We start from the raw sequence: 21,871 nt of genomic DNA on the forward strand, positions 1-21,871 counted from the left end.
AATCACGAAAGAGGGCTTGACGACCAGTGCTTGACGTCAACTTCTTCGACGAGCTCCGCATCGGCCTGGCCACCGCCGACGACATCCGCCAGTGGTCGCACGGCGAGGTCAAGAAGCCGGAGACCATCAACTACCGCACCCTGAAGCCCGAAAAGGACGGACTCTTCTGCGAGAAGATCTTCGGTCCGACCCGGGACTGGGAGTGCTACTGCGGTAAGTACAAGCGCGTCCGCTTCAAGGGCATCATCTGTGAGCGCTGCGGCGTCGAGGTGACCCGCGCCAAGGTGCGTCGTGAGCGGATGGGCCACATCGAGCTGGCCGCCCCGGTCACCCACATCTGGTACTTCAAGGGTGTGCCGTCCCGCCTCGGCTACCTGCTCGACCTGGCGCCGAAGGACCTCGAGAAGGTCATCTACTTCGCCGCCTACATGATCACCTGGGTCGACGACGAGCGCCGCCAGCGCGACCTGCCGTCCCTGGAGGCGCACGTCTCGGTCGAGCGCCAGCAGATCGAGAACCGCCGCGACTCCGACCTCGAAGGCCGCGCCAAGAAGGCCGAGACCGACCTGGCCGAGCTGGAGGCCGAGGGCGCCAAGGCCGACGTGCGCCGCAAGGTGCGCGAGGGCGCCGAGCGCGAGATGAAGCAGCTGCGCGACCGCGCGCAGCGCGAGCTCGACCGCCTCGACGAGGTGTGGGCCCGCTTCAAGAACCTCAAGGTCCAGGACCTGGAGGGCGACGAGCTGCTCTACCGCGAGCTGCGCGACCGCTTCGGCACCTACTTCTCCGGCTCGATGGGCGCCGCGGCCCTCAAGGACCGCCTGGAGACCTTCGACCTGGCGGAGGAGGCCGAGCGCCTCCGCGAGATCATCCGCACCGGCAAGGGCCAGAAGAAGACCCGTGCGCTCAAGCGCCTCAAGGTCGTCTCCGCGTTCCTGCAGACCAGCAACAAGCCGAACGGCATGGTCCTGGACTGCGTCCCGGTCATCCCGCCGGACCTGCGTCCGATGGTGCAGCTGGACGGTGGCCGCTTCGCGACCTCCGACCTGAACGACCTGTACCGCCGCGTGATCAACCGCAACAACCGCCTGAAGCGCCTGCTCGACCTCGGTGCCCCCGAGATCATCGTGAACAACGAGAAGCGCATGCTCCAGGAGGCCGTCGACGCGCTGTTCGACAACGGCCGCCGCGGTCGTCCGGTCACCGGCCCGGGCAACCGGCCCCTGAAGTCCCTCAGCGACATGCTGAAGGGCAAGCAGGGTCGTTTCCGTCAGAACCTGCTCGGCAAGCGAGTCGACTACTCGGCCCGTTCGGTCATCGTCGTCGGCCCGCAGCTCAAGCTGCACCAGTGCGGTCTGCCCAAGGCCATGGCGCTGGAGCTCTTCAAGCCGTTCGTGATGAAGCGCCTGGTCGACCTGAACCACGCGCAGAACATCAAGTCGGCCAAGCGCATGGTCGAGCGCGCCCGCCCGGTCGTGTGGGACGTGCTCGAAGAGGTCATCGCCGAGCACCCGGTCCTGCTGAACCGTGCGCCCACCCTGCACCGCCTCGGCATCCAGGCCTTCGAGCCGCAGCTGGTCGAGGGCAAGGCCATCCAGATCCACCCGCTCGTCTGCACCGCGTTCAACGCGGACTTCGACGGTGACCAGATGGCCGTCCACCTGCCGCTCTCCGCGGAGGCGCAGGCCGAGGCCCGCATCCTGATGCTGTCCTCGAACAACATCCTGAAGCCGGCCGACGGTCGCCCCGTCACCATGCCGACCCAGGACATGGTGCTCGGTCTGTTCTTCCTGACCTCGGACCGCGAGAACGTGAAGGGCGCCGGCCGCACCTTCTCGTCGACCGCCGAGGCGATCATGGCCTTCGACGCCCGCGAGCTGGACGTCCAGGCCCCGATCGAGCTGCGCCTCGGCGCCGGCACCGTCCCGCCCCGCGGCTGGACCCCGCCGGTGGACGAGGAGGGCCAGTCGAACTGGTTCGACGGCGAGCCCTTCCGCCTGAAGACCACCCTGGGCCGCGCGCTCTTCAACGAGCTGCTGCCCGAGGACTACCCGTTCGTCGACTACGAGGTGGGCAAGAAGCAGCTCTCCGCGATCGTCAACGACCTGGCGGAGCGCTACCCCAAGGTCGTCGTCGCGGCGACCCTGGACAACCTGAAGGCGTCCGGCTTCCACTGGTCGACCCGCTCGGGTGTCACCGTCTCGATCTCCGACGTCGTCGTCCCGCCGAACAAGCCCCAGATCCTTGAGGGCTACGAGGCGAAGGCGGAGAAGGTCCAGCGTCAGTACGAGCGCGGCCTGATCACCAACGACGAGCGCAAGCAGGAGCTCATCGGCATCTGGACCCAGGCGACCAACGAGGTCGCCGAGGCCATGAACGAGAACTTCCCGAAGACGAACCCCATCTTCATGATGGTCGACTCGGGTGCTCGTGGAAACATGATGCAGATGCGCCAGATCGCCGGTATGCGTGGTCTGGTGTCGAACGCCAAGAACGAGACCATCCCGCGACCCATCAAGGCGTCGTTCCGTGAGGGTCTCACCGTGCTGGAGTACTTCATCTCCACCCACGGTGCCCGTAAGGGTCTGGCCGACACCGCCCTCCGTACCGCCGACTCCGGCTACCTCACCCGTCGTCTGGTCGACGTCTCCCAGGACGTCATCATTCGCGAGGAGGACTGCGGCACCGAGCGCGGCCTGAAGCTGGCGATCGGCTCCGTGGGCGCCGACGGCGTGCTGCGCAAGGCCGACGACGTCGAGACCAGCGTGTACGCCCGCATGCTCGCCGAGGACATCACCGTCGACGGCAAGCTGCTGGCCACCGCCAACACCGACCTCGGTGACGTGCTGATCGACGAGCTGATCCGCCACGGCATCGGCGAGGTCAAGACCCGCTCGATCCTGACCTGTGAGTCGGCCGTCGGCACCTGTGCCTTCTGCTACGGGCGCTCGCTGGCCACCGGCAAGCTGGTCGACATCGGTGAGGCGGTCGGCATCATCGCCGCCCAGTCCATCGGTGAGCCCGGCACCCAGCTGACCATGCGTACCTTCCACACCGGTGGTGTGGCCGGTGACGACATCACCCAGGGTCTGCCGCGTGTCGTCGAGCTCTTCGAGGCCCGTACCCCCAAGGGTGTGGCCCCGATCTCCGAGGCCACCGGCCGCGCGCGGATCGAGGACACCGAGAAGACCCGCAAGATCGTCATCACGCCGGACGACGGCAGCGAGGAGATCGCCTACCCGGTCTCCAAGCGTGTGAAGCTGCTGGTCAGCGAGGGCGAGGCGGTCGAGGTCGGCCAGAAGCTGACCATGGGTGCCACCAACCCGCACGACGTCCTGCGGATCATGGGCCAGCGTGCCGTCCAGATCCACCTGGTCGCCGAGGTCCAGAAGGTCTACAACTCGCAGGGCGTGTCGATCCACGACAAGCACATCGAGATCATCATCCGGCAGATGCTCCGCCGCGTGACGATCATCGAGTCGGGCGACGCCGAGCTGCTCCCGGGCGAGCTCGTCGAGCGCGGCCGCTTCGAGACCGAGAACCGTCGCGTGGTCGCCGAGGGCGGTCACCCCGCCTCCGGCCGTCCGCAGCTGATGGGTATCACCAAGGCCTCGCTGGCCACCGAGTCCTGGCTGTCGGCCGCCTCCTTCCAGGAGACGACCCGGGTCCTCACCGACGCGGCGATCCACGCCAAGTCGGACCCGCTGCTGGGCCTCAAGGAGAACGTCATCCTCGGTAAGCTCATCCCGGCCGGTACGGGTCTGCCCCGCTACCGCAACATCCGGGTCGAGCCGACCGAGGAGGCCAAGGCCGCCATGTACTCGGCCGTCGGCTACGACGACTACGACCTGTCGCCCTTCGGCGCCGGCTCCGGCCAGGCGGTTCCGCTGGACGACTACGACTACGGCCCGTACACCGGCTGAGTCAGCTCCTCGGCCGGCGACGGCCGCTGATCGCAGGGCGGTCACCCCTCACGGGGTGGCCGCCCTGCGGCGTTTTCAGTGGGTTTCTCGGCGGGTTCCTCAGCGCTGGGCCGCGGTGGCGGCCGCGGCGCGCCAGTCCTCCAGGCGGCGGATCCGGGTGTGGGTGTCCGGGTGGCTGGAGAGCAGCCGGGCGCCCAGGCCGGGGGCGACCGCCCGGCCGCCGTTCTCCCGCGCGGCCATCGCCAGGGCCTGCTGCTCGTCCCGCAGGAAGCCGTGGAAGACCTCGATCATGGCGTCGGCGAAACCGAGCTCGGCCGCGTGGACGTCCGCCCGCAGCTCGGAGCGGCGGCCGACCGCGGCCAGCAGGTAGGGCGTCACCAGGACCAGCAGCAGCGGCGGGAACGAGAGGGCCACGGCGACCACCACGACCAGGGCGACCAGCCCGACCACGAGCGCACCGAGCAGCGAGAACACCGAGGCGATCCGGAACGCCAGGACCGCCGCGAGACGGAACAGCGCCCAGGCGGTCCGGGCCGGCAGCGAGTACCAGTAGCCGAGCAGGGTCGCCCAGGCGTGGCCGCCGCGGTGGTGGCCGAGCTCATGGGCGAGCACGGCGGCCAGCTGGGCGTCGGGGAGGGTCTCCAGCGCGTACCGGGTGACGCCGACGATGTGCCCGGCGGCGGCGGTCGCGTTGATGGCCTGGTGGTCCTCGATCCACAGGTCGTACGCCTGCGGGCTCACCCCGGCCTTGGCCGTCACCTGGTACCAGATCGGCTCCAGGCGGGTCAGCTCGGAGTGCAGGGCCGGGCGCATCCGGAACAGGTAGCGGGCGAGGACCTTCTCGCTCGGGCGGTGGAAGACCAGGGCGCCGGAGGCGATCCAGAGGCCGATCAGCACGTAGCCGAGCGGCTCGGGGAGGAGCAGCGAGACCAGCGTGACGACCAGCAGGCTGCAGACGAAGTGCGGGAGCTGGAAGGCCAGTTGGCCGATCGTGGTGACATCGGCGCCGCGTTGGCGGGCGGCCAGGTGGACCCGGCCGGTGTGCGGGGTGATGTGGACGGTGGGGTCGAGGGTGGGGGGCTGCGGCGGGGCCGGGGGAGGGGTGAGCGGCGGTGCGGGCGGCGGGGTGGGGCCCTGGGCGGGGACGCGGGGCGGGTGCTGGGGGTGCTGCGGTGGGGTGTGCTGGGGCGGGACGGCCGGGTACTCGGGCGGGGTAGCGGTCGGGTACTGGGGTGGGGCGGTGCTGGGGTACTGCGGGGCGGCGCCCGGGTACGGGGGAGCGGCCTGCGGGTGCTGGGGCGGGACGGTCGGGTACTCGGGAGCGGTGCCGGGGTACTGCGGCGGCGGGGCGTCCGGGTAGGTCGGTTCGGTCATGACGAGTCCTTGGGACGGGACGCGCGCGACAGCGGCGTCCGTACGGCGGTGGACGGGTGTGCGGGACGGGTCAGCCCAGGAACAGGGCCGTGACCAGCGGGAACAGGCCGGCGCCGAAGGTGAGGATGCCGATCCGGACCCAGGAGTGCTTCCGCGAGACGATCAGGCTGTTCTCCGCGAGCGCGGTGCGGACCGCCTCGGCGGCCAGCCGTTCGGTGTCGGCCAGGGCGTCGGCGAGCAGCCCCTGCTCGGCGGCCAGCCGGATGTCCCCGAAGTAGCCGAGCGGGCGGCCCGGCCGCCAGGTGCTGTGCCGGAACCGGGGCAGCACCGCGAACAGCAACGAGACCAGCGAGACGGCGATGCCCAGGCCGCCGAGGGCCAGCAACGCCTTGGCGGCGCCGGAGAGCCGCTGCGGAGCCCAGCCGGTGCTGGTGAGCAGGCCGCCGAGCACCCCGACGATCACGCCGAGGGCGGCCACCAGGACCGCGGCCTTGCTGTCCGCGCGGGCGATCTCGGCGCGCAGCTCGGCGAGCAGGGCGGCGCCGGGCGGGGACGGTATCGGGGTGGGAGGGTCGGACACGGCGGAACTCCTCGGGGTCACGGCGCGAGCGGCGGATTCGGGCCCTTGTCGAGCCGGGGCGCACCGGGGCCGGCGGGCCGGTGGCGCAGGATCGCCTCCAGCGCGGCCCGCGCGTCCTGGCGCGGGCCCTCCAACTCGAAGTCCTCCAGGGCGTTCTGGTCGAGCAGCCGTTGGATCACCTGGAGCTGGCCCTGGACCAGCTGCTGCTGCTCGTCGTCCAGGTAGCCGAGCGCCCGCGGCAGGTCCTCGGGGTGCGCGGCGACCTGGAGGGCCCAGGCGGTCACCCCGCCCTGCTCCAGGTGGTACCGGTAGAACTTCGCCTTCGCGGCGAGGACCTCGTTCGCCTCCTGCACCTGCCGCAGGGCGTGCGGGTGGGCCTGGGTGTCGAAGTGGTAGCCGCGCAACCGCTCCTTCTGCTCCCGGGCGGCCTGGTCGATGTCCAACTGGACGGCGCAGCGCACCCGCAGGCCCTCGGCCTCGGCCACCGGGAACTCGTCCAGCGCCTGCTGGACGGCGCTCTCGGCCTCGCCGCTCTGGTCGGTGGAGAGGTGGCGGGCGACCGCCCGCATCCGCTGCCGGAGCCGCGGGACCAGCACGGCCGGGACGTTGCGGACCTGGGCGGCGACGACCAGCTCCGCGGCCGAGACCTGCCAGTCGACCTCCACCACGGCCTCGAAGGCGCCGACGTCGTCCCGGCCGGGCAGCCGCTCCTCCATCCGCAGGTGGTGCAGGCCGAGGTCGACCTCGAACGCGGCCTGGTAGGCGCGGCCGACCAGGTCGCTGAAGCCCGGGCGGTGCGGCGGGAGGTAGACCTGGTGGTCGCCGGACGGCGTGGTCAGGACCAGGGCGGTGTCGGCGCGGGCGGCCGGCCGCTTGGGCAGGCCGAGCGTGCGGCCGAGCGGGTGGACCGTCAGGACCGGGTCGACGAGGTCGCCGGCGGGGAGGTCGGGGCGGTGTCGTGCCGACATGCGCGGGTGCTCCAGGATCGGGACGGGTCGGATGGTGCGGGTCAGCGGCCGGGCAGCGCCGGGGTCACCGGGCCGCCGGTGCCGCTGGTCCGGACGGTGCGGACCAGGTGGTCGAGCCGCCGGCGGTCGCGTTCGGTGACGGCCAGGTCGTCGAAGAGCTCGGTGAGCTGCGCGGTGGTCTCGGGCTGGTCGGCGGCGCCGATCAGCCAGCCGCGCAGGACGCCGAGGGCGGCGTCGCGGTAGTGCGGGTCCTCCAGCGCCGTACGCCACAGGGCGACCAGCAGCGTCCGGACCGGGGCGGGCCCCTCCGGAGCGGCCAGCATCGTGACGCTCGGTACGCCACCGGGCTCGGGGTGCGGGCTCCGGGCGTACCAGTCCAGCAGCAGCGGACGGCCCACGGCGGTGTCCTCGGTACGCTGCGCGGTGGTCAGGAAGGTGGCCAGGGCCAGCTGCCGCAGGGCCGCCGGGCCGGAGAGCCAGCCGACCAGCGCGCGCAGGGCCTGCTCGGCCTCGGTGGACAGCAGCAGCAGTTCGGCCGCTTCGAGCAGACCGAGCACCTGGTGGTGGTCGGCCGGCCCGGCGGCCGGGGCCCGGTGGTCGAGCCGGAGCTTGGCGGCCAGCTGGTCGAGCTCGCCGGCGCTCAGCCGTTCGGCGGCCAGCGCGAAGGCCTCCAGGGCCTGGGCGGGCAGCAGCGGGCCGAGCAGGGCGTAGCCGCGGATCGCCGTCCAGCGGCGGCGGGCGTTGTCGTCACCGGCCCAGCTGCGCAGGATGCGCGGGACGGCGGCGGTGCCCGCGTGGTAGGCGAGGGCCAGGCTGTTGGCGGCCTGGAGGCAGAGCCGGAAGTCCTTGGCACCGGACCAGGGGGTGAGCAGCCCGCTCATGGCGGCGGAGAGGTCGACGGAGGCCAGCAGGGCGGTGGTGGAGGCGACCCGGGTCCGGACCAGGGCGCGGGTGTCGATGGCCAGGGCGTTCAGCCAGCCGGTGATCGCGGGGCGGGCGGAGGGATGACCGGTCCAGACCTCGCGGAGGAGGGTCGGGGAGGTGCGGGGGTCCAGGAAGGAGGCCATCCGCTGGGGGACCGGGCCCCAGGGGGTCTGCTCGGTCTCCTCGGTGAGCTCGGCGCGGGCGAGGGCCATCCGGTCCTCGACCGAGCTGCCGAACGGCGGGATGCCGTCCGGGCGTCCGGGGGTGCGGATGGTCTCCAGGCGGCGGAAGAGCTTGTCGGCGCACTCGGCGGCGAGGGTGTAGGGGGCGTGGTCGAAGACGGCGAGGGAGATCAGGAAGGCCTTGTCCTGGAGGGGGAGTTCGGGGTCGCCGAACCAGCGGCCGATCTGGTCCTGGACGACACCTTGGCCGAAGTCGGTGAGCTCGGCAGGCTTTTTGGACCAGGGATAGTGGTGGGCCAACTTGGCTGCGAACTCCGCCACTTCCAGGATCGGCGGGTACTTGGCCAGGAACTCCTCCACGAGGTCCAGGTCGAGCAGTCGGTCGACGACGGAATCGTCACCCTGCACCGAGCGGAGGTGGGCGTCGAGTACCCGCCCGAGGTCGGGCGGTAGCCAGTCGACGGTGGGGAGCGTACGGGTCGCGCTGGAGCGGATCGTGGTGATGACGAGGTAGCTGTTCTGCTTGACGAGCGTCTCGCGGAGGCGGTCGAGGTCGGGGCGGCGCAGCGGGCGGCTGCGGGAGGTCGCGTAGTCGGCGAGCAGGTATCCCCCGGCCGACTCGACGCCGTTGAGCAGTCCCGTGGGGGAGACGTCGGGGTCCAGGTTGCGGATCCGGCGGACGCCCAGCTCGTACAACAGCATCAGTGCGGCGGACCGGCGGCCGGTGTCGGGACGGCCGGTGAGGATCAGGACCCGGCGCTCGCGCAGCTGGCGCAGCGCATTGTGGAATTCCTCCCCGGGGCAGAAGACATCGGCCAGCTCGGTGAGTTCCTCGTCAGGGACTTCTCCGGAAGCATGCAGCGAAGCGCCGCCGACCTGGTAGATCGTGGTCTTGGAGCCGGTGACGACGTCGCCGTGGACCTGGCCGCCGGAGACGGTGTGCCGGTCGCCGCCGATGAGGTCGCCGCCGAAGCCGGGGGCGCCGCCCGCGAAGAGGTAGTTGCGGCCGGCGAAGGAGTCCGGGACGTGTTCCAGCAGTTCCTGGACGGCCTCGAAGGCGTTCTGGGGCTCTTCGGGCGGAGCTTCCTGGAGTTCGTCCTCCTGCTCCAGGGGCTCGGCCGCGGTGGTCATCGGTCGCCGCCGATCGTGTTGCCGGTGTTGACGTCGCCGTTGACCACGCCGCCGGAGACGGTGTGCTGGTCGCCGCCGATCAGGTTGCCGCCGAAGGACGGGGAGCCGCCGAGGAACTGGAAGGTGGCGGGGGCGGCGGTCTGCGGGGCCTGCGGGGCCTGGGCGGCCGGGGCGGCGACGGGGGCCGGGGTGGCGGCCGGTGCGGGGGCGCCGTGCAGCCAGGCCGGGAAGTCGCCCTCCTTGCCCGGGACGGTGACCTGGTGGAACGCCTCCGGGGCCAGGCCGCCGTGGCCGTGGCGGACGGTGCCCTGGTAGAGCGCGTCGGAGACGGCGAGCGCGCAGGGCTCGTCGAGGTGCTGCAGCAGGGCGCGCAGGCCGGGGGAGTCGAGCAGTCGGTAGGCCTGGTTGAGGTCCCAGCCGACCGCGCCGCCGAGGGCGCCGCCGAGTTCCTGGACGGCCACCTCGCCGGTGGCGAGCACCATCCGCAGCCGTACCCGGGCGCTGTCGGCCGCGAGCCGGTTGTTGGCGCGCAGCAGCACGGGGGTCTCGCTGATCAGGGCGTTCAGCAGCCGGGGTTTGGGCACGGTGGGGCTGATCAGGACCATCACGCCGTCCCCGCGGTCCTCCAGGCGCTGGTCGGCGGGTTCGACTCCGGCGCTGCGCAGCGTCTCGTGCAGGACGGAGTAGAGCATCCGGCGCATGAAGGCCTGCTCGACGTCGTCCCGCCGGCCGAACTGTTCGATGTCCAGCAGCAGGATGGTGTGGTTCACCGGGTCGGTCATGGTCGCCTCTCGGTTGGTCGTCGCGGCTCAGCCTGCCCGGCGTGGGCGTCCGGGTGTGAGCGTCGTTGAGGTACTCGCTCTGTGACGGTGTGCACAGAACCTCGGTGCGGATCAGCGGAGTTGACCGGGCCTCCGGAGCAGGTCGGGGCGTGCGACGACCAGCGAGCGGCGGCTGGTGACGACGATGCCGCGGTCGCGCAGGGACTTGAGCAGTCGGGCGACGGCTTCCCGGGAGGCGCCGACCGAGCCGGCCAGTTCCTGCTGGCTGAGCGGGACGGAGACGAGGATGCCCTCGGGGGTGCGGCGGCCGTGGGTGCGGGCGAGTTCCAGCAGCAGGTCGGCGAGCCGTTCGCTGACGGTGAGCGAGGCGAACTTCAGCCGGTGGTGGTCGGCCGCGCGCAGCCGGTCGGTGGCGAGGGCCAGCAGCTGCATCGAGGCGGCGGGAGTGCTCCGGAGGTATCCGGTGAAGGCGGCCCGGTCGACGGCGGCGGCCTGGACGTCTTCCAGGGCGGTGACGGTGGCGGCCCGGGGGCGGCCGCTGAGGGCGGCGGACTCGCCGACGATGTCGCCCGGTCCGCGCAGGGCGAGCAGCGCCTCGTAGCCGTTCTCGGCGGCGGCGGTGACCTTCAGCCAGCCGTGCAGCACGAGCAGGACGTGGTCGGAGGGCTCGCCCTCGCGCAGTGCGGTGGAGCGCGCGGGGTAGTCGAGCCGGCGGCCGAGGGCGAGCAGGGCGGTGCGGTCGGCGTGGTCGAGCCGGGCCAGGAAGGGGACGCGGTCGTCGAGGCCGTGACCGGTCGCGGGACCTGGTCCGCCGGACGGCGTGTTGGCCATGCCTGATCAGCCCTTGTGGTCTTCCGCCGGGAGGTTGGGAGGTTGAGCGCGGGCAAACAAGCTACCGGCGGAGCGGCGGCGCCGCCGGGGATTCCGGGAATTGCCCGTCCTCCCCCTGGTGGGGGAGCCGGCTGAACCGCTCCGGCGGGGGAGGCGGCGGCGGGGGAGGCCGGGGGAGGGTGGCCGGTGTCGGGATGACGGGGCTCGTGAAGGGGGCCGGACATGAAGCGGGTGCTGGGCGCGGTGGCGATCACGGCGGCGGTGGTGCTGGGGATGCAGGGGTGCCTGCCGTCGTTCGGATCGGACGAGCACCGGACCGTGGGTTACGGGGTGGCCGAGCCGGTCCGGGAGCTGGTGGTCGACGGGGAGGACGGCGGGGTGGAGGTGACCGGCGGGGGCGACTCGGTCCAGGTGGTCGAGCACCAGACCTACCGAGGTGCGGAGCCGAGGACCACCCACGAGGTGAAGGACGGCGTGCTGCGGCTGGCGTACAGCTGCGGTTCCTGCGGGGTCGGGTACCGGGTGCGGGTGCCGGCCGGCACCAAGGTGCGGATCAAGGCGGAGAACGGCGGGGTGCACCTGACCGGGCTGGCCGCCCAGGTGGACGCCGCGGTGGAGAACGGCGGGGTGGAGGCCACCGGGCTGACCTCCCCGACGGTGCACCTGAGCGCGACCAACGGCGGGGTGCGGGCCGACTTCGCGGCGGCGCCGGCGACGCTGGACGCCCGGGTGGGCAACGGCGGGGTGCGGCTGCGGGTGCCCTCCGGGGAGGCGTACGCGGTGGACGCGCAGGCGGGGTCGGGCAGGGCGGACGTGGGCGTCCCGTCGCGGCCGGGCGCGGCGCACACCATCACCGCGCGGGCGGAGACCGGCGGCGTGACGGTCAGCGGTGTCTGACCGGGCGCTGCCGGAGGTTCTGCCGGTAGGGCATGATCTTCTCCGCGGGGGCGGGGCCCCCGGGTACGGGGGAGGTACGCGGGTGGAGCGCGCTGCGTGGTGGCGGAGCCGGACGGCCGGGCTGAGCCCGTACGTGCTGGACACCTTGCTGGCGGCCGGCTCGGCGGGGGTGTCGGTCTGGGCGGTCTACAACGACGACACCCACTGGCCGTGGTGGGTGTACCTGCTGGCGGTGTCCACCGCGATGTTCCTGCCGTGGCGCCGGCGCGCCACGTTGGCCTGGCTGGTGGTCGCCAGCGTGCCCTCGCTGGTGCTGTCGGTGGTGGCGCACTCGGCGAACCCGCAGGTGCCGCTGTACGCGGTGATCGGGATGTACACGGTGGCGGAGCGCTTCCCCGACCGGCAGCGCTGGCCGGTGCTGGCGGTGGTGGTGGTCGCCAACGTGCTCGGCACCCACTCGCCGAACGGCGCGCTGTTCAGCGTGCTGACCTCGGGCGGCTCCTTCGTCTTCGGGGCCCTGGTGCGCACCCAGCGGGAGCTGGCCCGGATGCAGGCGGAGCGGGCCCGGGAGGCCGGGGTGCGGGCGGCCAGTGACGCGGCCCGGGCGGTCGCCGAGGAGCGGGCCCGGATCGCCCGGGAGATGCACGACATCCTGGCGCACGCCGTCTCGCTGATGGTGATCCAGGCCGAGGCCGGGCCGCTGGTGGTGCGCGACAACCCGGACCGGGCGATCCGCGCCTTCGACACCATCGCCGACTCGGGCCGCGACGCGATGGTCCAACTGCGGCGGGTGCTCGGGGTGTTGAAGGACCCGGAGGCGGGGCGGGAGCTGGCGCCGCAGCCCCGGCTGGCGGAACTCGTCGAGGTGGCCGAGCGGGTGCGTACGGCGGGCCTCCGGGTGGATCTCGAACTCGCCGACGGGCTGGCCGGGTTGCCGGCCGACGTGGAGGCGACCGGGTACCGGATCGTGCAGGAGGCGCTGACCAACACCGTCAAGCACTCCGGGGCCGACCGGGTCGCGATCCGGGTGCGGCGGGCCGGAGAGGTGCTGGAGGTGCTGGTCTCCGACAACGGACGCGGGGTGCCGCTGACCGCCGACCGTACGGTGGCCGGCTGGTCCGGCGGGCGCGGGCTGGTCGGCATCCGTGAGCGCGCGGCGGCCTGCGGTGGCCGGGCGGAGGCCGGTCCGGGCCCGGAGGGCAGGGGTTTCCTGGTGAGTGTCCGGCTGCCGCTGGGGCCGACGGGCGTGGTGGAGAGGGTGGGCGGATGACGCCGATACGGGTGGTGGTCGCGGACGACCAGGAGCTGGTGCGGGCCGGGTTCGGGATGATCCTGGACGCCCAGCCGGACATCGAGGTGGTGGCCGAGGCCCGCGACGGCGCCGAGGCCGTCGAGGCGGTGCGGGCGCACACCCCGGACGTGCTGCTGCTGGACGTCCGGATGCCGGTGATGGACGGCCTGGAGGCGGCCCGCCGGGTGTGCGCGGAGTTCCCGGCCACCAAGGTGATCATGCTGACCACCTTCGACGTCGACGACTACGTCTTCGACGCGCTGTACGCGGGCGCCAGCGGCTTCCTGCTGAAGGACGTCCGGCGGGACGACCTGGCGCACGGGGTGCGGATGGTGGCCTCCGGGGAGGCGCTGCTCGCCCCCTCGGTGACCAGGCGGCTGATCGGCGAGTTCGCGGCCCGCCGCCCGGGCGGCCGGGAGCGGGCGGTGCGGCCGCCGTCCAGGCTGCTGGAGCAGCTGACCGTACGGGAGCAGGAGACGCTGCGGTTGATCGCGCGCGGGCTGTCCAACGCGGAGATCGCGGCCGAACTGGTGGTCAGCGAGCACACGGTGAAGACCCACGTCAGCAATGTGCTGAGCAAGCTCGGGCTGCGCGACCGGGTGCACGCGGTGGTGTTCGCGTACGAGGCCGGGGCGGTGGTGGCGGGGGAGTCCTGAGCCGACTCCTGGGCTGACGTCCGGGCTGCTCCCCCGCGCGGGGGAGGGGCCGGGTTCGCCGGTGCGGGCGATCCGCGACGAGGGGTCCGGCCGGAAGGCTCTGGGGTGTCGGAACGGGACGCGGCCCATGGACTCGGGGCCGGGGACACCACAGGAGATCGTCAGATGAACGCCAGCCGTACCAGCGGTACCAGCCGCCGCACCGCCTACGCCGCCGTCGGCGCCCCCGCCCTGATGGCCCTCTACGGCGGCATCCGCCTGGTGCCCGGCTCCCGCGAGCCCGGCCTCGGCTGGACCACCGGGCACACCGCGATGTTCGCCGGCCTGCTGCTGTTCGCCCCGGTGCTGCTCGCCCTGCGCCGGCTGCTCGCCCCGCGCGGCACCACCGCCGGGCGGCTGGCCGCGAACACCGCGCTGGGGACGGCGTTCGCGGGCCTGGCGGCCTCGCTGGTGCAGATCGGGATCGACCTGTGCGTCGGCCTGGCCGCGGCGGACAAGGCCGAGCAGGTGCGACTGTTCCAGCGGGTGCAGGACGTGCCGGGGGTGCTGCCGGCCGTCTACCAGATCGGCCCGCTGCTGTTCTACGTCGGCCTGCTGGCGATGCTGGTCGCGGCCTCGGTGGGGGCCGGCCGGGCGCTGCGCTGGTGGAGCCCGGTGCTGATGCTGGTCGGCACCGTCGCCTCCGGGGCCGACCTGGCCTTCATCCCGCTCGCCGCCGCCTGCTACCTGGTGGCGCTCTCCCCGCTGGTCCGGCTCGACGCGGCGCCCCGTGCGGCGCTGGTCTGAGGAAGCCGGCTCAGGCCATCCGGAACACCGGCCCGCGCGGGGTGAACGGCAGCGCGGCGCCGCGCGGGACGAGGAAGGCGTGCTCGCGGCGCAGCCGCAGCACGTCGCACTCGCCGTCGGTGATCACCAGCACCGGCGCCCCCGGCGGGAAGTCCTCGGCCCGTTCCAGCAGGTCGATGCCCGGCTGGAGGACGGTGCCGCCGCGCCCGTGTACCCGCAGCCGTCCGGCGATCTCCTCGACCGGCAGGTACCCGGCGTCGTGCGGGGCGGCGTCGCAGTGCACCACCCGGGCGGCCGGGACGTCCCGGGCGGCGGCGTACGAGGCGATCGCGCCGAGCGCCTTGCCGAGCAGGGCCCGGTCCATCGAGCCGGAGGTGTCCAGGACGACGCCGAAGGTGCAGCGCGGCACCTCCTCCTCGGGGCGGTACCGGCCGGCCCGCGGGATGTCCGGGGTGGCGGACTGCCGACGGGCGGGGCGGGAGTAGCTGCGCAGCGGCTCCGGCCGGGGCACGAACTCGTCGAACCAGCGCGCCAGTCGGGCGTCCCAGGGCAGCGGCGGATGGGCGAGCGCGCGGATCTCCTCGACCAACCCGGCCGGGAGCAGCCCGCGTTCGCGCCGGTGCAGTTCGAAGCCCTGCTGGAGGCCGCGCCGGTAGAAGTCGTCCAGGTCGACGTAGTCCCGGGGCGGGCCCAGCGGTGCGCCGAGGACGTCCGGGCGGTTCTTCCCGGCCAGCGTGGCGAGGCGGCGGATCCGGCGCTGGTCGCGGGCGATCCGGTCGTACACCTCCTCGGCCGACAGGCCCGCCAACTGCGGGTCGTGCAGCAGCCCTTCGGGCATCTCGCCGACGCCCATCTCCAGCAGCCAGCCGTTGATGACGTAGTCGGCGGCGACGTTGAACAGGAACGGGTCGCGGCCGCCGCGGCGCTCGCCGTGCCGCAGGGCGGCGTGCAGGATCTCGTGGCCGAGGATGAACCGCCACTCCTCGTCGGAGTACTGGCGCAGCGGGTTGACGTAGATCTCGGCGGCCTCGGCGTTGACGGCGGCGACGGCGATGTCGTGCGCCCGGGCGAGTTCGGCGTCCGCCACCACGGTGAGGCCGGCCGCGATGCCGCCGAGCAGCGGGTACGAGGAGACGAACCAGTTGAGCGCCCTGGTCCACGGGCGTTCGGGCAGCCGGCGGCCGGTCTCGGCGTCGATCCGGCCGCCGGCCCGGTCCATCGCGGCGGACATGGCGCGGGTGAGCGCGGCCGCGAAGGCGGCCTGCCAGTCCTCGGGGCCCTGGTGGTGGCCGCGCCACTCGACCAGCAGCTGGTCGGGGTCGGCGGTGCCGGCCGTCCCGGCGGCGTCGGCCGCGGGCAGGCCGTCCCGGCGCCAGCGGTCGGCCAGCTCCTCCTCGTCGCCGCCCGGGTACTCCTGGGGGAGGGTGACCGGGGCGCGGCCGATCGGAAAGGTGGCGAGGAAGCGGTTGACCATGGCGCAGCGGGCGGCCGCCTGGTAGGCGTCGGGCTGGGTCCGGGCGCCGCGGGCGGCCGGCAGGTGGCCGAAGCCCAGGTGCAGCAGGCCGTGCGCCAACACCCAGGCCCACTCGGCGGGTTCGGCCCGGCGGCGCGGGTCGACGTGCAGGGTGCCGTTGGAGTCGACCACCGCCCAGCCGTCGGGCGGGGCGGTGGTGCAGTCCTCGGTGCGGCAGATGTCGGCGCGCAGGGCGGCGAGGGCCGGGTTGAGGCGCAGCAGCCGGACGCCCTCGGCGAAGGCCTCCCCGGCGGGGTCGGGCTTCTTCCGGTCGGCGGCGGCGCGCTTCACCGGCGGGCCTCGACCAGCCGGGGCATGTCCCGGGCGGCCTCGATCAGGAACCAGGAGGGCAGCACCGGGTTGCCGTCCGCGCCGTCGGCGATCACCGTCTGGGCGACCTCCACCGAGATCTCGGCCAGCTGCACCAGCAGCGACTTGGCCCGGAAGGCGGTCTGCCGCTGCGCCCCGGAGGCGTGTTCCTTGCTGGCGGGCAGTTCCTTGACCAGCCGGCCGCGGAAGGCGTCGGCCAGGTAGTAGAGCAGGTCGCGGTCCTCCAGCCGGTGCGGCCAGCGGGCGTCGCCCTTGAGGATCGCCTCCAGGCCGTAGGAGTTGCGGACGATCTTCGCGTAGCCGCAGAAGGCGATCGCGTGCTGGGGGGTGAGCAGCCCGTGGGCGATCACCTTGAGGGTCTCCTCGTCCAGGGTGGGGCCGAAGGAGTGCAGCGCGTCGGAGAGCATGTGCCAGGCGCGCGGGGTGGAGAACGGCTCCTCGGTCTTGGGCGGGGCGGACCACAGGTGGTCGGGCCGGTCGGTGAGGTGGTCGAGGATCCACGGGTGGATGCCGGCGCCGGCCGCCCACTGCAGCCAGTCCCCGGAGCTGGCCCGCAGATGGACGTGGACCATGCGGTTGACCAGCGCGGACGCCATCGGGCGGGCGAGCGCGCCGTCGGTGGCGCGGTTCCCGGCGCCGATCACGATCGAACCGGGCGGCAGCTCGTAGGAGCCGATCCGGCGGTCCAGGATCAGCGAGTAGAAGGCCTTCTGGACGTCCGGCGAGGCCGCGTTGAGCTCGTCCAGGAACAGGCAGTACGGCTCGTCGCGGGCGATCTGCTCGGGCGGGCAGAACCGGGAGCGGCCCTCCGGGGTGAGCTGGGGGACGCCGATCAGGTCCTCCGGGGCGAGCTGGGTGCCGACCAGGCTCACGCACTCCAGTCCGAGCGACTCGGCGAACGCCCTGACCAGGGAGGACTTCCCGATCCCGGGGGCGCCCCAGAGGAACACCGGGCGGACGGTGGCCAGGCCGAGCAGCAGCTCGGGGATCTGGGCGGGCGAGACGCTGACTGCTCCCTGCACGGGGCTCCTTCGTGGCGACGGTGCGTGACCGGCCCAGTGTGCGGCGGGAGTTGGCCGGGCGCATCCGGATTTCCGGGGCCCGGCCTGCCGCCCGTCCGGAGCCGGCGTAGCGCCCGTCCGACGTCCGTCCGGCGCCCGGATTCTCGGTGGCCGCGGCAGCCCGGGGCCCGTACCGTCCCGGGTATGAACGCGAAGCGCCCCCTGATCGCCGTGCTCACCGGCGCGGGCATCTCGACCGACTCCGGCATCCCCGACTACCGCGGCCCGCAGGGGCTCTGGCGCAAGGACCCGTCGGCCGAGGAGCTGGTCACCATCGGCCCGTACCGGCGGGACCGGCAGGTGCGCGAGCGGGCCTGGCGGATGCGGCTGGAGACGTCCGAGCTGGCCGCCGAGCCCAACGCCGGGCACCGCGCGCTGGTCGAGCTGGAGCGGTCCGGGCTGCCGCTGCGGGTGCTCACCCAGAACATCGACGGGCTGCACCAGCGGGCCGGCCTGACCGACCGCAAGGTGCTCGAACTGCACGGCAACGTCCGGGAGACCCAGTGCCTGCGCTGTCGGGTGGTCGGGTCGATGGCGGAGGCGCTGGCCCGGGTCGAGGCGGGGGAGCCGGACCCGGACTGCCGGGAGTGCGGCGGGATCCTGAAGCCGCGGATCGTGATGTTCGGCGAGAACCTGGACCAGGAGGTGCTCGGTCAGGCCGACACGATCGCCCGCGCCTGCGACCTGTTCATCGCGATCGGCACCAGTCTCCAGGTGTTCCCGGTGGCCGGACTGCCGTACAACGCGGTGAAGTCGGGGGCGAAGCTGATCATCGTGAACGCCGAGGGGACGCCGTACGACGCGGCCGCGACCGAGGTGATCCGGGAGCCGATCTCGGAGGCGCTGCCGGAGCTGGTGCGACGGCTGGTGCGGGAGCGGGCCTGAGGACGGGAGAACGGGAGGCCGGGAGGGTCTGTCTACGGACGTACCGCGTGCGTACGATGATCTTCCCGGCTTCCCCTCACGGCCTGGAGTGATCGAGCAATGACGACGACGGCGAAGTTCGACCCCTGGTCGGCGGCGTTCGTGGCCCACCCGTACGACGCGTACGCCGAACTGCGCGAGCACGCGCCGGTGGCGTACCACGAACCGACGAACCAGTGGCTGGTCTCCCGCCACGAGGACGTCAGCGCCCTGCTGCGGGACCGGCGGCTCGGCCGCACCTACACCCACCGGTTCAGCCACCAGGAGTTCGGCCGCCCCGAGCCCGACCCGGCGCACGAGCCCTTCCACACCCTCAACGACCACGGGCTGCTCGACCTGGAGGCGCCCGACCACACCCGGATCCGCCGGCTGGTCTCCAAGGCCTTCACCCCGCGCATGGTCGAGGGGCTGCGGCCGACCGTCCGGCGACTGGCCGGGGACCTGGTCGACGGGCTGCTCGCGGCCGGCGGCGGCGACCTGATCGCCTCCGTCGCCGAGCCGCTGCCGGTCGCCGTGATCGCCGAGATGCTGGGCGTGCCGGAGTCCGACCGCCACCTGCTGCGCCCCTGGTCCGCCGACATCACCGGCATGTTCGAGCTCAACCCGAGCGAGGAGACCGCCCGCCGGGCCGTCACCGCGAGCACCGAGTTCTCCGACTACCTGCGCGCGCTCATCCGCGAGCGCCGGGCCGCCCCGGGCGAGGACCTGATCAGCGCGCTGATCCAGGCCCAGGAGGGCTCCGACGCGCTCAGCGAGCAGGAGATGGTCTCCACCTGCGTGCTGCTGCTCAACGCCGGCCACGAGGCGACCGTCAACACCACCGGCAACGGCTGGTGGGCGCTGTTCCGCAACCCCGGCGAACTCGCCCGGCTGCGCGGCGCGGTGGACGAACTGCTGCCCACCGCCGTCGAGGAACTGATGCGCTGGGACACCCCGCTGCAGATGTTCGAGCGCTGGGTGCTGGAGGACATCGAGGTCCGCGGCGTCACCGTCCCGCGCGGCGCCGAGATCGCCCTGCTCTTCGGCTCCGCCAACCGCGACCCGGAGCGCTTCGCCGACCCCGACCGCCTGGACCTCGGCCGCACCGACAACCCGCACATCACCTTCGGCGCCGGAATTCATTTCTGTCTGGGCGCCCCGCTCGCCAGACTGGAGCTCACCGAGTCCTACGGCACGCTGCTGCGCCGGTCCCCGGGCCTGCGGCTGGTCCGCGAGCCCGAGTGGAACCCGGGCTATGTGATCCGCGGGCTCAAGGAACTGCTGGTCGAGGTCTGAGAACCGGGACGTCCGAGAACCGGGACGTCCGAGAACCGAGGGGGAGAAGGCCGTGGGCAAGGCGACGGGGGCACTGCTGGGGCTGGCGATCGGCGACGCGATGGGCCGGCCGACCGAGTTCCAGGACGTCGAGCGGATCGCCGCCGAGCACCCGGACTGGCGGCAACTCCCGCTGCCCGCGCGGGCGTTGGTGACCGACGACACCCAGATGACGCTCGCCCTCGGCCGCGGCCTGCGCGCCGCCCTGGCGCGCGGGCCGCTCACCCCGCTGCGGCTGACCCGGCCGGTCCGCGAGGAGTTCGTCGACTGGTGGCGCTCCCCGGAGAACAACCGCGCCCCCGGCATGACCTGCCTGCGCGCCTGCGAGCGGCTCAGCCGCCACGAGTACCGCTGGCAGCAGGCCAGCGACGTCGGCTCCAAGGGCTGCGGCGCCAACATGCGGGTCGCCCCGATCGGGCTGGTCCGCGACCTGGACGCCCGGCAGCTCGCCGGCGCCGCCCAGCTGCAGTCCGCGCTCACCCACGGCCACCCGACCGCGCTCGCCGCCAGCGACCTCACCGCCTACGCCGTGCGCGAGCTCGCCGACGGCCTCCCGCCCGCCGACCTGCCCGCGGCGCTGCGGGCGTACGCGCTGGCGAGCCGCGAGCGGTACGACGAGTTCTGGCTCGGCGACCTCGCCGACCGCTGGTACGGCGACTCCCCGCAGGCCGTCATCGCCCGCGGCTGGGACGACTGCCTCACGGTGCTCGACCGGTTGGACGCCGCGCTCGCCGCGCCCGACCTCGACGCCGACCCCTGCCTGGCCACCGGCGAGGGCTGGATCGCCGAGGAGGCCTTCGGCACCGGCCTGCTCTGCTTCCTGCTGCTGCCCGACGACCCGGTGGCCGCCGTCCGCCGGGCCGCCTACTCCAGCGGCGACTCCGACTCGCTCGCCTGCCTGGCCGGCGCCTTCGCCGGCGCCCACCACGGCGAGGCGGTCTGGCCGCAGGAGTGGGTCGAGCGGATCGAGTACCGGGACGAGCTGCTGGAGCTCGGCGCGCTCTGGGACTGAAACCCGCCGGACACGCCCGGAACCCGTTCCCGGGGCGGCGCGTCGAAGGGCCATGACGAACCGCAGCACGGTCGGAAACCACCGCCGTCGCCCGGCGGCGCTGCTCCTCGCCGCCGCCCTCGCCGCGCCGCTGCTCAGCGGCTGCGGCGGCACCGGAAGCGCCGCCACCGGGGAACTGCGGGCCGCCGCCCCGGCCTCCCGCCCCGCCGTGGACCCGGCCCGGGTCGCGGCCACCGCCCAGGCCACCGACGCCTTCGGACTGGACCTCCTGCACGCCCTCACCGCGCAGCCGGACGCCGCCGGGCGCAACACCGTGGTCTCGCCGTCGGGCCTGGCCACCGTGCTCGCCATGCTGCTCCCCGGCGCGCGCGGCGCGACCGCCGACGAACTCGCCAAGGCCCTGCACACCGACCTCGCCCCCGAGCAGTACGCCCTGGCCGTCGGCGCGCTGAACCGGCCGGCCGCGGCCACCGACAAGCTCACCCTGCGCGAGGCCGACGAGGTCTGGACGAAGCAGGGGCTGGCCGTCTCACCCGGCTACCTGGCCACCCTCGCCACCGCCTTCGACGCCGGGGTGCACACCGCCGACTTCGCGAAGAACCCGGAGGACGCCCGCACGGCGATCAACGCGGCCGTGGCCAGGACCACCGACGACCGGATCAAGGACCTCCTCCCGCCGGGCGCGGTCACCACCGACACCCGGCTGGTCCTCACCGACGCGCTCTACCTGAAGGCCCGGTGGGCCACCGAGTTCAAGCCCGCGAACACCGCTGACCGCCCCTTCCACCGGCTCGACGGCTCCACCCCGAACGTCCCCAGCATGAGCCGGGACGGCGACCTCAAGTACGCCGACGGCTCCGGCGGGATCGCCGGGGAACCCTGGCAGGCCGTCGAACTCCCTTACGCGGACGGCACCTTGGCGATGGACCTGATCGTCCCGGCGCAGAGCGGCTTCGCGGCCTTCCGCAAGGGCCTGGACCGGCCCCAGCTGGACCGGATCCTCGGCGCCCTCGCCGAACAGCCCGTCGACCTCCAGCTGCCGCGCTTCCACTTCGACACCTCGAACGAGCTGAGCTCCGCGCTGCGCTCGCTCGGCGTCCACGCGGCCTTCGCGCAGCCCGACTTCGGCGGCATCGCCGCGGACCCGCTCGGCCTCACCGCGGTGCTGCAGAAGGCCACCGTCCAGGTCGACGAGGGCGGTACGGTCGCGGCGGCCGGCAGCGGCGCGGTGATCGCCGGGGCGGTGCCGGCCGCGCGGCAGCCCGCCGAACTCCACATCGACCGGCCGTTCCTGTTCCTGATCCGGGACACCGCCACCGGGCGGCCGCTGTTCCTCGGCCAGGTCACCGACCCGCAGGCCGGGTAACCGACCCGCAGGCCAGACCACCGACCGCA

The 21,871-nt window shown here is 73.4% G+C and carries 17 protein-coding genes; 9 read left to right on the forward strand and 8 right to left on the reverse strand.

Translation table 11 applies throughout. The features are described from left to right. Positions 1 to 26 precede the first annotated feature (26 nt). Entirely contained in the window at positions 27 to 3,920 is a 3,894-nt protein-coding gene (locus ACIP4P_RS10705; protein ID WP_350511348.1) for a DNA-directed RNA polymerase subunit beta', read from the forward strand. 99 nt (positions 3,921 to 4,019) lie between these two features. Here ACIP4P_RS10705 and ACIP4P_RS10710 read toward each other — a convergent pair whose 3' ends face one another. The 6 genes from ACIP4P_RS10710 to ACIP4P_RS10735 form a co-directional block, all read right to left on the reverse strand. After that, the gene (locus ACIP4P_RS10710) at positions 4,020 to 5,294 is read right to left on the reverse strand and encodes a M48 family metalloprotease (RefSeq protein ID WP_400916806.1); all 1,275 of its coding nucleotides are present in this window, start codon (positions 5,292 to 5,294) and stop codon (positions 4,020 to 4,022) included. Between the two features lie 70 nt (positions 5,295 to 5,364). Next, positions 5,365 to 5,874: a Pycsar system effector family protein gene (locus ACIP4P_RS10715; RefSeq protein ID WP_350511346.1), complete on the reverse strand. Its 510-nt coding sequence runs from the start codon at positions 5,872 to 5,874 to the stop codon at positions 5,365 to 5,367. A 17-nt stretch (positions 5,875 to 5,891) separates the two neighbouring features. Beyond that, positions 5,892 to 6,842 carry a hypothetical protein gene (locus ACIP4P_RS10720; protein ID WP_400916808.1) on the reverse strand — a complete coding sequence of 317 codons (951 nt, stop codon included), beginning with the start codon at positions 6,840 to 6,842 and terminating at the stop codon, positions 5,892 to 5,894. Between the two features lie 41 nt (positions 6,843 to 6,883). Beyond that, positions 6,884 to 9,079 carry a hypothetical protein gene (locus ACIP4P_RS10725; protein ID WP_400916810.1) on the reverse strand — a complete coding sequence of 732 codons (2,196 nt, stop codon included), beginning with the start codon at positions 9,077 to 9,079 and terminating at the stop codon, positions 6,884 to 6,886. Further along, positions 9,076 to 9,861, reverse strand: coding sequence for a hypothetical protein (locus tag ACIP4P_RS10730; protein WP_400916811.1), 786 nt, complete (start codon positions 9,859 to 9,861; stop codon positions 9,076 to 9,078). The genes ACIP4P_RS10725 and ACIP4P_RS10730 overlap by 4 nt, the downstream gene beginning before the upstream one ends. A gap of 111 nt (positions 9,862 to 9,972) precedes the next feature. Continuing rightward, positions 9,973 to 10,692 (reverse strand): Crp/Fnr family transcriptional regulator, encoded by a 720-nt coding sequence (locus ACIP4P_RS10735; RefSeq protein WP_350511342.1) that lies wholly within the window; start codon positions 10,690 to 10,692, stop codon positions 9,973 to 9,975. 222 nt (positions 10,693 to 10,914) lie between these two features. On the opposite strand from ACIP4P_RS10735, the gene ACIP4P_RS10740 reads away from it, so the two are divergent. The 4 genes from ACIP4P_RS10740 (at position 10,915) to ACIP4P_RS10755 (ending at position 14,322) form a co-directional block, all read left to right on the forward strand. Continuing rightward, positions 10,915 to 11,589: a DUF4097 family beta strand repeat-containing protein gene (locus tag ACIP4P_RS10740; protein ID WP_400916813.1), complete on the forward strand. Its 675-nt coding sequence runs from the start codon at positions 10,915 to 10,917 to the stop codon at positions 11,587 to 11,589. 82 nt (positions 11,590 to 11,671) lie between these two features. Continuing rightward, the gene (locus ACIP4P_RS10745) at positions 11,672 to 12,859 is read left to right on the forward strand and encodes a sensor histidine kinase (protein ID WP_400916815.1); all 1,188 of its coding nucleotides are present in this window, start codon (positions 11,672 to 11,674) and stop codon (positions 12,857 to 12,859) included. Further along, positions 12,856 to 13,536, forward strand: coding sequence for a response regulator (locus tag ACIP4P_RS10750; protein ID WP_400916817.1), 681 nt, complete (start codon positions 12,856 to 12,858; stop codon positions 13,534 to 13,536). Before ACIP4P_RS10745 ends, ACIP4P_RS10750 begins: the two co-directional genes overlap by 4 nt. Positions 13,537 to 13,701: 165 nt before the next feature. After that, positions 13,702 to 14,322, forward strand: a complete 621-nt coding sequence (locus ACIP4P_RS10755; RefSeq protein ID WP_400916819.1) for a hypothetical protein — start codon at positions 13,702 to 13,704, stop codon at positions 14,320 to 14,322. A gap of 10 nt (positions 14,323 to 14,332) precedes the next feature. On the opposite strand, the gene ACIP4P_RS10760 is transcribed toward ACIP4P_RS10755, so the two are convergent. Continuing rightward, positions 14,333 to 16,126 carry a hypothetical protein gene (locus tag ACIP4P_RS10760; protein ID WP_400916821.1) on the reverse strand — a complete coding sequence of 598 codons (1,794 nt, stop codon included), beginning with the start codon at positions 16,124 to 16,126 and terminating at the stop codon, positions 14,333 to 14,335. After that, positions 16,123 to 17,187: a MoxR family ATPase gene (locus tag ACIP4P_RS10765; protein ID WP_350511336.1), complete on the reverse strand. Its 1,065-nt coding sequence runs from the start codon at positions 17,185 to 17,187 to the stop codon at positions 16,123 to 16,125. The genes ACIP4P_RS10760 and ACIP4P_RS10765 overlap by 4 nt, the downstream gene beginning before the upstream one ends. 183 nt (positions 17,188 to 17,370) lie before the next feature. Between ACIP4P_RS10765 and ACIP4P_RS10770 the strand changes: the two genes are divergently transcribed. The 4 genes from ACIP4P_RS10770 to ACIP4P_RS10785 all read left to right on the forward strand — a co-directional run bounded on the left by ACIP4P_RS10770 (position 17,371) and on the right by ACIP4P_RS10785 (position 21,842). After that, positions 17,371 to 18,111, forward strand: a complete 741-nt coding sequence (locus ACIP4P_RS10770; protein ID WP_350511335.1) for an NAD-dependent deacylase — start codon at positions 17,371 to 17,373, stop codon at positions 18,109 to 18,111. Positions 18,112 to 18,210: 99 nt separating this feature from the next. After that, entirely contained in the window at positions 18,211 to 19,425 is a 1,215-nt protein-coding gene (locus ACIP4P_RS10775) for a cytochrome P450 (protein WP_400916824.1), read from the forward strand. A 100-nt stretch (positions 19,426 to 19,525) separates the two neighbouring features. Then, positions 19,526 to 20,476 carry an ADP-ribosylglycohydrolase family protein gene (locus ACIP4P_RS10780; RefSeq protein WP_400917147.1) on the forward strand — a complete coding sequence of 317 codons (951 nt, stop codon included), beginning with the start codon at positions 19,526 to 19,528 and terminating at the stop codon, positions 20,474 to 20,476. A 52-nt stretch (positions 20,477 to 20,528) separates the two neighbouring features. Then, a complete protein-coding gene (locus ACIP4P_RS10785; protein WP_400916826.1) occupies positions 20,529 to 21,842 on the forward strand; it encodes a serpin family protein in 1,314 nt (437 codons plus the stop codon). Positions 21,843 to 21,871 lie beyond the last annotated feature (29 nt).

This window comes from Kitasatospora sp. NPDC089509 (assembly GCF_044749365.1).
Taxonomy (GTDB): Bacteria; Actinomycetota; Actinomycetes; order Streptomycetales; family Streptomycetaceae; genus Kitasatospora.

What these genes read in the sequence shown, in the direction of transcription:
- ACIP4P_RS10770 (WP_350511335.1), top strand. Translation starts at nt 17,371, where the DNA reads ATGAACGCGAAGCGCCCCCTGATCGCCGTGCTCACCGGCGCGGGCATC.
- ACIP4P_RS10740 (WP_400916813.1), top strand. Translation starts at nt 10,915, where the DNA reads ATGAAGCGGGTGCTGGGCGCGGTGGCGATCACGGCGGCGGTGGTGCTG.
- ACIP4P_RS10750 (WP_400916817.1), top strand. Translation starts at nt 12,856, where the DNA reads ATGACGCCGATACGGGTGGTGGTCGCGGACGACCAGGAGCTGGTGCGG.
- ACIP4P_RS10755 (WP_400916819.1), top strand. Translation starts at nt 13,702, where the DNA reads ATGAACGCCAGCCGTACCAGCGGTACCAGCCGCCGCACCGCCTACGCC.
- ACIP4P_RS10725 (WP_400916810.1), bottom strand. Translation starts at nt 9,079, where the DNA reads ATGACCACCGCGGCCGAGCCCCTGGAGCAGGAGGACGAACTCCAGGAA.
- ACIP4P_RS10775 (WP_400916824.1), top strand. Translation starts at nt 18,211, where the DNA reads ATGACGACGACGGCGAAGTTCGACCCCTGGTCGGCGGCGTTCGTGGCC.
- ACIP4P_RS10785 (WP_400916826.1), top strand. Translation starts at nt 20,529, where the DNA reads ATGACGAACCGCAGCACGGTCGGAAACCACCGCCGTCGCCCGGCGGCG.
- ACIP4P_RS10720 (WP_400916808.1), bottom strand. Translation starts at nt 6,842, where the DNA reads ATGTCGGCACGACACCGCCCCGACCTCCCCGCCGGCGACCTCGTCGAC.
- ACIP4P_RS10710 (WP_400916806.1), bottom strand. Translation starts at nt 5,294, where the DNA reads ATGACCGAACCGACCTACCCGGACGCCCCGCCGCCGCAGTACCCCGGC.
- ACIP4P_RS10735 (WP_350511342.1), bottom strand. Translation starts at nt 10,692, where the DNA reads ATGGCCAACACGCCGTCCGGCGGACCAGGTCCCGCGACCGGTCACGGC.
- ACIP4P_RS10730 (WP_400916811.1), bottom strand. Translation starts at nt 9,861, where the DNA reads ATGACCGACCCGGTGAACCACACCATCCTGCTGCTGGACATCGAACAG.
- ACIP4P_RS10780 (WP_400917147.1), top strand. Translation starts at nt 19,526, where the DNA reads ATGGGCCGGCCGACCGAGTTCCAGGACGTCGAGCGGATCGCCGCCGAG.